Annotated in this window: 12 protein-coding genes; 3 read left to right on the top strand and 9 right to left on the bottom strand. The window is 63.0% G+C overall.

The annotated features are described in order from the left end of the window. Positions 1-30: 30 nt before the first annotated feature. The 9 genes from H163_RS23800 to H163_RS23790 form a co-directional block, all read right to left on the bottom strand. Positions 31-363, bottom strand: a complete 333-nt coding sequence (locus tag H163_RS23800) for a Rieske (2Fe-2S) protein (RefSeq protein WP_019966184.1) — start codon at positions 361-363, stop codon at positions 31-33. Further along, positions 360-1,190, bottom strand: coding sequence for a DODA-type extradiol aromatic ring-opening family dioxygenase (locus H163_RS0118875; protein WP_019966183.1), 831 nt, complete (start codon positions 1,188-1,190; stop codon positions 360-362). The genes H163_RS23800 and H163_RS0118875 overlap by 4 nt, the downstream gene beginning before the upstream one ends. Positions 1,191-1,193: 3 nt before the next feature. After that, entirely contained in the window at positions 1,194-1,451 is a 258-nt protein-coding gene (locus H163_RS23220; protein ID WP_019966182.1) for a hypothetical protein, read from the bottom strand. Then, positions 1,448-2,275: an alpha/beta fold hydrolase gene (locus H163_RS0118865; protein ID WP_019966181.1), complete on the bottom strand. Its 828-nt coding sequence runs from the start codon at positions 2,273-2,275 to the stop codon at positions 1,448-1,450. Before H163_RS0118865 ends, H163_RS23220 begins: the two co-directional genes overlap by 4 nt. A 19-nt stretch (positions 2,276-2,294) precedes the next feature. Further along, positions 2,295-3,587 carry a TRAP transporter large permease gene (locus tag H163_RS0118860; protein WP_019966180.1) on the bottom strand — a complete coding sequence of 431 codons (1,293 nt, stop codon included), beginning with the start codon at positions 3,585-3,587 and terminating at the stop codon, positions 2,295-2,297. Next, positions 3,587-4,087, bottom strand: coding sequence for a TRAP transporter small permease (locus H163_RS23795; protein WP_019966179.1), 501 nt, complete (start codon positions 4,085-4,087; stop codon positions 3,587-3,589). The genes H163_RS0118860 and H163_RS23795 overlap by 1 nt, the downstream gene beginning before the upstream one ends. Positions 4,088-4,100: 13 nt before the next feature. Then, positions 4,101-5,150, bottom strand: a complete 1,050-nt coding sequence (locus H163_RS0118850) for a TRAP transporter substrate-binding protein (RefSeq protein ID WP_019966178.1) — start codon at positions 5,148-5,150, stop codon at positions 4,101-4,103. A 74-nt stretch (positions 5,151-5,224) separates the two neighbouring features. Next, positions 5,225-6,733, bottom strand: a complete 1,509-nt coding sequence (locus tag H163_RS0118845) for a class I adenylate-forming enzyme family protein (protein WP_019966177.1) — start codon at positions 6,731-6,733, stop codon at positions 5,225-5,227. A 468-nt stretch (positions 6,734-7,201) separates the two neighbouring features. Then, entirely contained in the window at positions 7,202-8,965 is a 1,764-nt protein-coding gene (locus H163_RS23790; RefSeq protein ID WP_019966175.1) for a tetratricopeptide repeat protein, read from the bottom strand. A 483-nt stretch (positions 8,966-9,448) separates the two neighbouring features. On the opposite strand from H163_RS23790, the gene H163_RS23205 reads away from it, so the two are divergent. From H163_RS23205 to H163_RS0118815, 3 genes are all read left to right on the top strand, one after another. Continuing rightward, a complete protein-coding gene (locus tag H163_RS23205; RefSeq protein ID WP_019966173.1) occupies positions 9,449-9,976 on the top strand; it encodes a MarR family winged helix-turn-helix transcriptional regulator in 528 nt (175 codons plus the stop codon). Between the two features lie 124 nt (positions 9,977-10,100). Next, positions 10,101-11,672 carry a glutamine-hydrolyzing GMP synthase gene (gene guaA / locus H163_RS0118820; RefSeq protein ID WP_019966172.1) on the top strand — a complete coding sequence of 524 codons (1,572 nt, stop codon included), beginning with the start codon at positions 10,101-10,103 and terminating at the stop codon, positions 11,670-11,672. A 402-nt stretch (positions 11,673-12,074) separates the two neighbouring features. Next, a partial coding sequence (locus H163_RS0118815; protein WP_019966171.1) for a transposase occupies positions 12,075-12,288 on the top strand: 214 nt, incomplete at its 3' end.

Genomic DNA, 12,288 nt, shown 5'->3' with positions numbered 1-12,288 from the left:
GCTCCCTTAGTCTGTTCGGGGGAGGCCGGATCAGCCGGCGAGCCGGGCGTAAAGCCCGTCGCCGCGCAGTTCGCAGTCAAAGAATTTCAGCTTGCCGCATCCAACGGGGCCGTTGTGCACGTCACCATTGCCCAGTTCGAACTCGGCGAAATGCACCGGGCACACCACGCGCCCATCCTCCACCCAGCCTTTGGCCAGCGACTCATTGGCGTGGGGGCAGGTGTCGGGAAAGACGTAGAAGCTGCCGTCCGCTTCGGTCACACCGAGGGGCTCATGCCCCTCGATGGTCACCTTCAGGATCTCGCCGCCGGAGATGTCCGAGGCGTCGCAGATCCGCACCATGTCCAGCGTTTCTGCCATCATGCGGCTGCCCTCAGCTCGGCAAAGCCCATGCCGGTGACCCACTCGGTGATCGGCTCATAGGCAACCACCTGGCCACCCGCCGCGCCCACCGCCGCCATGGCACAGGCGAAGGTGCGGATTTCCATGGCGCCGTTGCCCCCTTCAGCAAGGATGATCTCGTCCGTGAAACCCAGCATGGCGGCCTTGTCGCCAGTGGTGACGGCAGCCAGAACGCGCTTGTCGAAGTCCGGGTTGACTTCGCCCATGCGCTCGTCCCCCACATGGTGGGAAATGCCGCCAGAGCCGATGACCACGACGCGCTCGCTGCCGGGGAAGCTCTTCACCGCTGCCGCGATCTGCTCGCCCAGTTCCCAGGCACGCTTCATCGGCAGATAGGGATCAACGCCGCAGGCCAGCATCACGGCAACCGACTTCATGCCGGGGTTCGGCTTGACCATGTAGTGGTGCGGAATGGCGACGGAATGATCCACCGCCATGGCGCGGCCGACGGTCCAGTCGAAACCGGTCTCGAAGCCTTCCTTGCAGATGTGGGTTCCCAGCGCTGCATGGCAGTCGATCGGCTCGCGCTTCAGACCGGGCAACTGGTCCACCGGACCATCCATCTCGCCGGTGGAGATGACATAACGCGGAAGGCATTCAGTACCATAGAGTATGTAGTGGTCACACCCAATGATGATTGCGGTGTCGGCCTTCAGCTCCGCAATGCGCCGTGCCGTCGCCGCGTAGGCATCCAGCACCACCTGCTTTTGCGCGGCGCTTGGTGCATCCGGCGCGTAGAACATGATCGGGTTGTGGGGAACGACAAAACCGCCAACGATCTCAGCCATGGCTCAAGCCTCCTCTCGCTTCATTACCTTCATGTAGTCCCGCTGGCCCCGTCCGCTCTGCAGCCAGAAGCCCCAGGTGAGCATGGTGTTCACGCCGAGGTCGGCGATCTCGCGCACCTTGTATCCGGTGATCAGTCCGCGCTCTTCTTCGGAGAGCTGGTAGCGGGACAGGAACTTGTCCGGGTCGGCGGCAAACATCTTCTTGTTCGCGCCCGAGGTGGACAGGTCGTACAGGACCTTTTCGAGTGTGTTGCGGCTCATGCCTTGCCTCCAAGGAAAGTGGTCACCAATGCCATGAATTCGGCTTCCCGCTCGATCTGCACCCAATGGCCGCACTTGCCGAAGGAGTGCAGTTCCGAGTTTTCCAGCCACTGGTGCATGTCCAGTGCCCGCTCGTAAGGCACCACCCGGTCCTCGCGCCCGTGAAGGATCAGCGTCTTGTGCTTCACCTGGCGCAGCAGCTTTTCCGGGATGCCGCGCACTTCCGGATTGTCACCGGAGGGCGGGGGCATCAGGCGGCGGAAGGCTTCCAGCGCGCCATCGCGTGTGGCGGCTTCGAACCGGGCGGCGATCAGGTCTTCGGTCAGGATCGAGCTGTCATAAGGGAAGAAGCTCATGGCACGGCGCAGGCTCTCCATGGAGCCGTCGAATTCGCCCTGAGCCTTGAGGCCATCGGTCATCGGGAAGCGGCCGCAGGGGGTGCCGAGCAGCACCAGCCGGTCGATGCGGTCCGGGTGGTGGATTGCCGTCATCAGGCCGAGCGCACCGCCAAAGGAGTTGCCGGCGACCGAAATCTTGCTGATTTCCAGCGCATCAAGAATGGCGATGAAGTGCTCCACCCAGAACATGATGTTGTACTGGGTATCGGCCTTGAGTTCCGTTGCGCCAAAGCCTGCGATATCGGGCGCAACCACGTCGAATTGCTGCGACAGCGGGCCGAAGACCTTGCGCCAGTTGGCCCAGGCCGAGACACCGGCGCCAGAGCCATGCAGCAGGGCAACGGGTTTGCCGCTGCCGTTGCGGTGCAGGTTGGTGCGGTGGTCCGCTGCGGTGATCTGAAGGGAATAGTCGTGTGAGCCGGGCATATCGGATCTCCGGACAAGTTCAGCGCATGAGCGCGGGCAGCGCCAGCGAGATGGAGGGAACGCCGATGATCAGCGCTGCACGCAGCACATCGGCGAGGACGAAGGGGGAAACGCCCCGGAAGATCGTGGTCAGCCGCACACCCGGCAGCACCGATTTCAGGACGAAGACATTGAGGCCGACCGGCGGGGTGATGAGGCTGATTTCAACCACCACGACCACAACGATGCCGAACCAGACGAGGTCATACCCAAGGCTCGCCACCAGCGGGTAGAACACCGGCACCGTCAGCAGCATCATGGAGATGGATTCCAGCACGCAGCCCAGCACCACATAAATGCCGACGATGACGAGGATGACCAGGATCGGCGCAAGCTGCATGCTCTCCACCCAGGCAACCAGCGCCTGAGGCACGCGCCCGGCATTGACCAGATTGGCGAAGATGAAGGAGCCGATGAGGATCATCATCAGCTGCACCGTGGTGCGCATGCCATCGCGCAGGGAGTCCAGCACCATGGTCATCGACGCCTTGCCGCGGGCAAGTGCAATCAGCAGCGCGCCGCAGGCCCCCACACCGGCGCTTTCCGTCGGAGAGAACAGGCCCGCATAGATGCCGCCCATGACAAGGCCGAACAGTGCGATCGTGGACCAGACACCAGCAAAGGCCTTGAGCCGGGCACGAAGGCTCATGGGCTCTCCGGCGGGACCTGCTGCCGGATTGAGCAGGACGACGGCACCGACCGCACCCATGTAGAACAGGATGCCGAGCAGGCCCGGAATGATGCCGGCTATGAACAGCTCGCCAATGTCCGTCTCGGTCATGATGCCGTAGAAGACCAGCGCGATGGAGGGCGGAATGAGGATGCCCAGCGTGCCACCGGCGGCGATGGAGCCGGTGGCCAGTTCGTCCGAGTAGCCATAGCGCTTCATCTGCGGATAGGCGATGCCGGACATGGTGGCCGCCGTCGCAAGGCTGGAGCCGGACACCGCACCGAAGCCGCCGCAGGCTGCGATTGTGGAGAGGGCGAGCCCGCCGCGCAGCTGGCCGACCAGCGCGTAACAGGCGTTGAACAGCTCTTCGGCAATGCCTGAGCGGGCGATGAAGGCGCCCATGACGATGAACAGAGGAATGACCGCGAACTCGTAGGTCAGAACTGTTTCAGTGGCAATGATGCCAATCTGCGAGAAGGCCGCTTTCCAGCCCTGCAGAGCCGTAAGGCCGGCAAGACCTGTCAAAGCTGTCGCGACTGCAATCGGCGTGCGCAGAAACAGCAGCACGGCAAGTGCCAGCAGGCAGAGGAGGGTGATCGTCATCAGTCTTGGCTCCGCGCCGGGCTTCCGGGCGCCTTGTTGCGCGTGAGGAGGTGAACGGCAAAGCCGCTGAGGGAGAGAACCAGAAACACTGCAATCAGGATGATCGGCAGCCACTTTGCCATGGGCAGGAAGAGGAATTGCTCGCCATAATCCTTCAGCAGAAGCGCTTGCCTGGCGACCATGACGGCCAGAAGCAGGCTGAAGGCCAGCTCCAGCAGCCAGACAAATCCATCGGCAAGCCTTTCCAGTCCGGGAACCTTGCCGAGCAGCGTGTCGGCAAGGTCGATGCGGATGTGATCGCGCCGCCAGTTCGCATCCACCAGCCCGGCAAAGACGGCAATGCCCAGGAGCACGCCGATCAGTTCGTAGGCAAAGCCAAGCGGTGCGTTGAAGAGCACCCGGCCAGCCACATCCACGCCCGTCACCACCACAAGGGCGAAGAGGGACGTGAGTGTGACGGCATTGCAGAACCGGGTGAGATGGTGAAAGGCAGCGCGCATCAGCAGTCTGTCCTCACTTGCCGAGTGCGGCGATCTGGGCCTGGTAGAAGTCCAGCGCCTCCTGACCATTCACACCGGCGGCTTCCGCCTGCTTCAGCCAGCTTGCGCGTTCTTCGGCGAAGTGGCCTTCCAGTTCCTTGATGAATTCCGGCGATGCGGTGATGTAATTTTCGCCGAGGCTCGATTTGAACGCGGCCTTGGCCTCGTCGTCGAACTTCTGCCAGAGATCGCCCATGAAGCGGCTGAGCTTCTCGCCCGAAATGGCGAGGATCGCCTGCTGGTCTTCCGGAGAGATCTGCGCCCACTTGTCCTGCGAGATCACGACAAAAGCGGAACTGGAGAAGAGCCCGCCCGGCACTTCCGTGACCGAGGTGACGTATTTGTCCACCTTGAAGCCAACCGTCAGCTCCGAGGAAATGGCCGTGCCATCGACGATGCCCCGCGACATCATCTCGCGCAGTTCGGACAAGGAGCCATTGATCGGCACGGCGCCCATGGTTTGCAGCACGCGGCCCACAACAGGTGTCGGCACACGCAGCTTCTTGCCGGAGAGATCAGAGGCCGAGCGGACAACGCCGTTGTTCATGTGAATGTTGCCGCCTGCCGTCACATGCATGGCCAGCGTCACCACCTGGTTCTGCATGCCGGTCTTTTCAAATTTCTCCTTCCACAGCCGCCAGTAGGCCGCGGAGGAGATGCCCGCATGTTCGGTAATGAAAGGCAGTTCCACCATTTCAGTGAGCGGGAAGACACCGGGCGTATAGCCATGCGGCCCCCAGGCCAGATCCGTCACACCGTCTGCAACGGCCTGATAGTTGCGGTTGGGCGGTGCCAGCGGCTTTGCCGAAGGCTCGACCACGACGCGGCCGTTCGTGACTTCCTTGATCTGGTCGAACCACTTGTAAAGTCCGCCGGACTGGGACCAGTGCGCGGTCGGGAACCATTGATTGTAGCGCAGCACAACCGTTTCAGCACGGGCCGGACGGCCCAGCGTGACGAGGGCTGCGGCACCGGCTGTGCCTGCGAGAACCTGACGGCGATTCAGTACCTTTGAGTATGTCATGGGCATGCACCTCCCTTGCAGTGCTCATTGCACACCGGAGCCGGATTGCGGCCCCGGTCATTCCTGTTGGTTTGTCAGCTTGCGGGTCCGTCAGGCGTCTTCGGCGCCGCGGCCATGGACTGCATGGCCATCCTGTCCGCCTTGCCGGCTGGCGTCAGCGGCATCTGGTCGAGAAACTCGATCCGGGCCGGAATCTTGTAGGGCACCAGTGCCGCCGCGCAGTGCTGCATGAGCGTTTTCGCCTCAACGGGCGCCCGGGCGACAACAAAGGCCACGGCGATTTCGCCCGAACGTTCATCCGGCGTGCCGACGACAGACACGGAGGACACCGCCTCATGCGTCATCAGCACTTCCTCGATCTCGCGCGGGAACACGTTGAAGCCCTTGTGGAAGATGACGTTCTTCTTCCGGTCGGTAATCGTCAGGAATCCGTCTTCGTCCAGCACGCCGATATCGCCGGTGTAGACCCAGCCATCACGCAGCATCTGTGCGGTTTCTTCCCGGCTATCGGCATAGCCGGTCATCTGGTGGGGGCCACGCACCCGGATTTCACCCGGTTCGCCCGCAGGCATAAGCCTTGTGCCCGTCATCGTATCGACAATCTGGATCTGGGTGCCCGGCACAGGTTTTCCGGCTGCGCCAAGCTTGATGCCGGTCTGCGCATTGTTGATGGCAATCGGGGCGATTTCCGTCATGCCGTAGCCTTCGTGGATGGTGAGGCCCGTGACCTCCTGCCAGCGCCGGTGCAGCTCGACAGGGAAGGGCGCGCCGCCACCCGGGCAGACGCGCAGCGAAGGCAGGCTGCCACGCCCGAGGTCCGGCACGGACAAGAGCCCCTGATAAATGGCCGGAGGCCCGCCGCCGAAGACCGTGACATCGTGCTCCGCCAGCATCTCGACAATGGTGGCCGGATGGAACCGGTCTGGAATGATGATGCTGCCGGCGTTCAGCATCGGATTGGCCACGCCCATCAGGAAGCCATAAACATGGGTGAAGGGCGCAATCGGCAGCCACACATCACCATCGACCGTCGGCCAGCCCCATTCCATCCGCTCCACGGCGGCACAAAGCGCCCGGTGCGTATGGGCCACCCGCTTCGGCACGCCCGTGGTGCCGCCGCTGTAAAGAAACACGGCAACGTCATCGGGCTGCGCCCTGTTCTGCGGGATCACACCCTCGGCCACCAGATCCGGAAGGCCGGCATCGGTGATGAAGATCACGTCCGGGCCAGTCAGTTCCGGGTCGCTGGTGATGATGGCTGCAGGGGCCAGCCGGTCGAGCAGCTTCGTCCGGGTCTGGGTGGGCAGAGCCGGGTTCAGCAGGGCCGGCTGACCACCTGCAAACAGTACTCCAAGGTATGTTATGAGCAGCGAAACGCTGTTTGGAAGCACAAAGCCCACGGGCTTGCTGTCCACCTTTCCGGCAAGCCGGGCAGCAATGGCGCCAGCGGCAAGTGCAGCTTCGCGGTAGGTGAGGTCTGCGGTGAAACTCTTCGCAAACCGGCGGTCCGGCGCGGTTTCCAGCGAATTGAGAAAGATTTCGGCAACAGTGTTGCGCGCAAGCGCAGAGATACTCTGCGCCATCAAGGCTGCCTGAGACACGTGGGGCTCCTCCTCCCGAATTTCGAAGGGAAGTAGGCCTCAGTTCCGCCCCGCTGTCAATACCAAAAGGTATGGAAATGTGCGTATCGCATAAGTGATTGTTCTGTCAGTGAAAAACCGTATTGCGGGCAGCGTGCCGGATCTATGCCGGATGTGCGAATGAGGAAGCCTGCCGGGCGGAGATCTCCTGCATGGTGCCGTTGCCATGCTTCGGCCTGCCGGATGTGCTGTCTGTGACGGAAGAGCGGTGCAGCTTGTTCATGGGGTGCCGGTCAGGCCCGTGCAGCGCATGAGTGGCTTGAGGGCATGATGCGTCAGCATCTTTGCGCCTTGGTATGAGGCTGCGATCCGTTGTTCCCCGGCTCTGCTCGCGCAAGGCAATGCCATTGGCGCGCCTGTGTTGGAGCGCCGGGGGGGGGGGATTGTCCCTAATGATGTGCTGTTAAGAGATCAGTCCTGAGGCGGTGCCTTGCCGTCAAGGCGGGCAAGATCGTTCAGATCCGCTTCATCCGTCCAGGCGTCGTCCGGCTCATAGATGAGTTCGCCCTGAGGGGCTTCTTCTTTCACGCGGGGTTCAGCTTCGTCCTGTCCGGGCTCCGCAGGCAACTGGCCTGCGTCCCGGTTTGCAGGCTGATCCTGAGGTGTCACTGCAGTATCCGCCTGAGCGGCAGATGCATCGTCCTGTCCGCCCTGTGCCACCGCTGCAGACTCAAGATCCGCCTCAGGTAGCACACCGGGCATTACAGCCGTGTGAGCCTCCGGGGCAGGGTCTGCTTCGGCTGCAGTGAAGGGCAGTTCTTCTTCTGCTTGCCGGTCAACTGCCGCGCTGTCTGGGCCTCTGCCCGTTTCTGTTACGGCAGGGGCTTCGGCTGACTCTTCCACCTGTGCTGCAGGTCCTGGCAGACTTGCGCCGCCCGTGTCCGAGTCACCGGCAGTGATGTTTTCGCGGCTGGCATCTCCGGCAGATTCGGCTGAGGCTGCCATCTCCTTTGCCGGCTCATCATGGTCATCAGCCGGCAAAGGATCTTCGTCCGGCTCCGCACTTGCGGCCATGACGGCGCCTTTTGCCAGCGCCTTTGTGGCAGCGGCGCGGGCCATGGCAGCGGCCTTGTCCGCCTCGGCAGCAGCTGTCAGCGCGGCCATGGCTGCCGTCTTGCTGGCCTTGGCCGCATGAAGCGCTTCCTCGCTGGCAACCCAGTCGACGGAGGGCATGTCCACCTTGCGGTGGGTTTCGATGACATGGCGCACCCAGTCGGGTGCCTGCCTTCCATTGGCGACGCTGGTCAGCACCTCGCGGGCCGCTTGCCGCTCGCCCAGTGCGGCAAGGGCTGCGCCCAAGGCATTGCCCGCCTCGCGGAAATCGGGAGCTTCGGTCCAGGCATCATCCGCCTGCCGCAGGGCCATCTTGATGTCACCGGCGCGCCGGGCCAGCGAACTGAGCTTGACGCGTGCGGCATGATGCTGCGCATCGCGGCCAAGGGCTGCTTCAAAGGCGCGTCTGGCGGCAACCATCTCTCCCTGGGCGGCCATCACGTCGCCCAGAACGACGAGCGCTTCCACCGGCCCCGCGCCGCCCTGGGTGGCACGCTCGGCCAGTTCCCGCGCCTCATCGAAGCGGTGGCGCTTCAACAGAAGATTGGCAAGGCCAAGGAGAGCCGGCTGGTAATCGGGATCAAACCGCAGGGCATGGCGGTAATTGGCGATGGCGGCACCAGGACGCGCATCCTGTGACCCTGTTTCGGCCAGCAATGACAGCGCGGCCGCACTGTCCGGCAGCACCTCGACCAGCTTCGCCGCATGAATGGCCGCTTCATCATGGGCCTCCCGCCGCAGCAGCAGCGTGGCGAGGCCATAAAGCGCGTTCTGATCCTTGGGATCCATCTCCAGCACGGCGCGGAACGAGGCTTCGGCATTGACGAGGTCGCCGGTCATCAGCTGGCAGTTGCCAAGGCTGGCGCGCGCCCGCGTGTTGGCAGGTTCGGCAAAGACAATCTTGCGCAGGTGCGTGGCTGCCTCCTCGAACTGGCCCTCGCGCAGCAGGCGGCGCGCCAGCCGGTGGGCGCTCTCGATGCTGCTGGCGCTGATCGGGCCAAGGCCTGCTGCGTCCCCTTGCGAGGCTGCGGATGAGGTGTTTGCAGACACAGGTTCCCGTCCGCCGGCTCCGCCGCCGGTGGCTGTTGCTTCCTTCAGCCGGGTGTCCTCCGCATCCGTCATGTCAGACGACCATTTCCGGAGCCTTGAGCGGTACTGCCACCCTCTGGCTCCTGTTTGCTTGCCATTCCTGTTTCTGCCCCCTGACCCCCATGCGTTCCGCATCGAATCAAAAAGCATGAACTGCCCATAGTCTAAGCACTCACTCTGGGGCGGTCAAAAGGCGGATCGGGGTCAGAACGGGCCTGTCCACCCGCATCTTGGCGCGGCGGAAGGTTTTTTCCCGCCCTCCTGCGCGCCATCACGCGGCTTTTCGCCATGCAACCGGCGAGGGGGCGCCGCTGCGCGCGTGAAATGCGGTGCGCGCAAATTCTGTGGAGGAGACTGCGCGGCCCGGCAGCAAAGCCTTTTCAGATGAACTGAAATTGTTTTAAGCGGGCGGCTTGCAAGCCTTGGAGATGCCGTTGATGTCTCCTGTGGCTGCGCCATCGGCCGCCGGACGGATCTTCACAAGGACGCGCGGCCTGCGCCGGAAGGGCACGGAACATGAAACAGTCAGGCGGCAAAGAGCCCAGAGCCAAATCCGCAGCCAAGCCGGCACCGGCGCAGGCGGCTGGTCAGGTCAGCCTTTTCGACACGGTGCCCGAGACCGGGCTCGACAATTTTCTGCCGCTGAAAATCATTTCGGCCGCAAGGCTGGTGGAGCGCCGCCTCGTCAAGGCGCTGCAAAGCCAGCACAGCCTGGCCCTGGCCGAATGGCTGGTTCTGGCGGCGCTGATCGAGGCGGGCGAAGGCTCGGTGCGCGATCTTGGGGCGAAGACCGGGCTGGATGCGGTGGCCATCAGCCGTGCCGCCATGCGCCTCACCGACCGCAAGTTCCTGAAGAAGAGTGAGAACCGGCAGGACCGCCGCCTTGTGGTGCTGAAGCCCACAAAGGCCGGCCGCGACCTTGCCGATGAAATCAACGCCCGTCTGGTGCCGCTGGAAGCGGAGATCATGAAAGGCCTCGGCACGCCGGACCGCATCCGCCTTGCCAGCCTTCTGGGCTCTCTGCAGACCAAGGAAAACGCCTGACTCCGTGCCGCTTGCGGCTGCCGTTTCAAGAGCCGGGACAGGGCAGGGCGCAGCCCTTCACAAAAGCTTTGCAAGGCGCAAGATTCCGGTTCAAATCCACCCTCTGACCCGCTAGAAGCTGCTCATGACCCAGCACGACCGTCTTCTCATCATCGACTTCGGCTCCCAGGTGACGCAGCTCATCGCCCGGCGTCTGCGCGAGCTGAATGTCTATTGCGAAATCCACCCCTATCAGAACGTCACGGATGACTTTCTGGCGGCCTTCAAGCCGAAGGCGGTGATCTTCTCCGGCGGGCCGGATTCGGTCACCCGCGAAGGCTCTCCCCGCCCGCCGAAGTCGGTCTACACCCTCGGCGTGCCGGTCCTTGGCATCTGCTACGGACAGCAGGTGATGATGCAGGATCTGGGCGGCCAGGTGGATGGCGGCAAGATTTCCGGCGGCGGCGGCACGGCAGAATTCGGCCGCGCCTATGTGACCCCGTCCGATCAGAGCGATGCCTTCATCGCCGGATGGTTCGCCGAAGGGCGCGAGCAGGTGTGGATGAGCCACGGCGACCACGTCAGCCGCATTGCGCCGGGCTTCAAGGTCTATGGCACCTCGCCGAACGCGCCCTTTGCGATCACGGCAGATCCGGAGCGGCATTTCTATGCGGTGCAGTTCCACCCGGAAGTGCACCACACGCCGAATGGCCGGACGCTTTACGAGAATTTCGTGCGCCTTGCCGGTTTCAAGGGCGACTGGACCATGGGCGCCTACCGCGCCGAGGCCATTGCCAAGATCCGTGCGCAGGTGGGGGACAAGCGGGTCATCTGCGGCCTGTCCGGTGGTGTAGACAGCTCGGTGGCAGCCGTTCTCATTCACGAAGCGATTGGTGATCAGCTCACCTGCGTCTTCGTCGACCACGGCCTGCTGCGGCAGGGTGAGGCCGAAGAGGTCGTCACCATGTTCCGTGACAATTACAACATCCCGCTCATCCATGCAGATGAGCAGGAGCTGTTCCTGGGCGAGCTTGAAGGCGTCACCGATCCGGAAGTGAAGCGCAAGACCATCGGCCGGCTGTTCATCGACGTGTTCCAGAAACACGCCAACAGCATCGATGGCGCCGAGTTCCTGGCGCAGGGCACGCTCTATCCGGACGTGATCGAAAGCGTCAGCTTCTCCGGCGGCCCGTCGGTGACGATCAAGAGTCACCACAATGTCGGCGGCCTGCCGGAAAAGATGGGCCTGAAGCTCGTCGAGCCGCTGCGCGAACTGTTCAAGGACGAAGTGCGCGCCCTCGGCCGCGAACTGGGCCTGCCGGCGAAGTTCATCGGCCGCCATCCGTTCCCCGGTCCCGGCCTTGCCATCCGCTGCCCGGGCGAGATCACCCGTGCCAAGCTGGAGATCCTGCGCAAGGCGGATGCGGTCTATATCGACCAGATCCGCAAGCACGGCCTTTATGACGAGATCTGGCAGGCCTTCGTCGCCATTCTGCCGGTGCGCACCGTCGGCGTCATGGGCGATGGCCGCACCTACGACTACGCCTGCGCCCTGCGCGCGGTAACTTCCGTGGACGGGATGACGGCGGATTACTACCCCTTCACCCACGAATTCCTTGGCGAAACCGCGACCCGCATCATAAACGAGGTCGAAGGCATCAACCGCGTCACCTACGACATCACCTCCAAGCCCCCCGGCACGATCGAGTGGGAATGATTCAGACCCCTCCGAACGCCGCCGAATTTACGCTGAAATACGATCTAACCAACTGAAAAAAATTCCTTCTGCGCCTATCGACATCTATCGGTGGGCATGGATCGCGTTTGGCAGCCTCGCTGACGGGCCTCGCCCCCATTGATCAACCGGGAAAACGAAAGTACCGTCAGGTCAAACGAGGCCAATGACGGTACTTTTTTCGAGATAATACGCTGAAATATAAGCGTTTTCGACGCCATCGGCCTCCAAAAACCGCGTGACGGTACTTTTCCGCGAGGAGGCCCGAAATATTGACCGATGCAGCGCTTAAGTGTCGGAAACCAACGTAACCCCACGGTGAGTGCCGCCTTGTTCGGTGATGGCGAACATCGGAAGTCCTAGTGCAACACTAGGAGTAGTCGTATGACGAAGCAGCCGATTGCAGTGATCACATCTGTCGAGCGCCGCAGGCGCTGGTCTCGGGAGGATAAGGAGCGGCTCGTTGCAGCCTGCCTCGAGCCGGAAGCGGTTCTTTCGGAGATTGCCCGTGGGGCCGGTATCCATGTCAGCCAGCTCTTCCGTTGGCGCAAGGAGCTTTGCCAGATCGAGCAGCCGCGAATGGAGGCCAGGAACACCT

Source organism: Pannonibacter phragmitetus DSM 14782 (genome assembly GCF_000382365.1).
Classification (GTDB): domain Bacteria; phylum Pseudomonadota; class Alphaproteobacteria; order Rhizobiales; family Stappiaceae; genus Pannonibacter; species Pannonibacter phragmitetus.
The sequence above is the reverse complement of the archived record's forward strand: the minus strand, read 5'-3'. Positions and strand labels throughout refer to the sequence as shown.

Bases quoted from the DNA above. Each gene is read 5' to 3' on its own strand.
- H163_RS23800 (WP_019966184.1), bottom strand. From the start codon at position 363: ATGATGGCAGAAACGCTGGACATGGTGCGGATCTGCGACGCCTCGGAC.
- H163_RS0118875 (WP_019966183.1), bottom strand. From the start codon at position 1,190: ATGGCTGAGATCGTTGGCGGTTTTGTCGTTCCCCACAACCCGATCATG.
- H163_RS23220 (WP_019966182.1), bottom strand. From the start codon at position 1,451: ATGAGCCGCAACACACTCGAAAAGGTCCTGTACGACCTGTCCACCTCG.
- H163_RS0118865 (WP_019966181.1), bottom strand. From the start codon at position 2,275: ATGCCCGGCTCACACGACTATTCCCTTCAGATCACCGCAGCGGACCAC.
- H163_RS0118860 (WP_019966180.1), bottom strand. From the start codon at position 3,587: ATGACGATCACCCTCCTCTGCCTGCTGGCACTTGCCGTGCTGCTGTTT.
- H163_RS23795 (WP_019966179.1), bottom strand. From the start codon at position 4,087: ATGCGCGCTGCCTTTCACCATCTCACCCGGTTCTGCAATGCCGTCACA.
- H163_RS0118850 (WP_019966178.1), bottom strand. From the start codon at position 5,150: ATGACATACTCAAAGGTACTGAATCGCCGTCAGGTTCTCGCAGGCACA.
- H163_RS0118845 (WP_019966177.1), bottom strand. From the start codon at position 6,733: ATGGCGCAGAGTATCTCTGCGCTTGCGCGCAACACTGTTGCCGAAATC.
- H163_RS23790 (WP_019966175.1), bottom strand. From the start codon at position 8,965: ATGACGGATGCGGAGGACACCCGGCTGAAGGAAGCAACAGCCACCGGC.
- H163_RS23205 (WP_019966173.1), top strand. From the start codon at position 9,449: ATGAAACAGTCAGGCGGCAAAGAGCCCAGAGCCAAATCCGCAGCCAAG.
- guaA (WP_019966172.1), top strand. From the start codon at position 10,101: ATGACCCAGCACGACCGTCTTCTCATCATCGACTTCGGCTCCCAGGTG.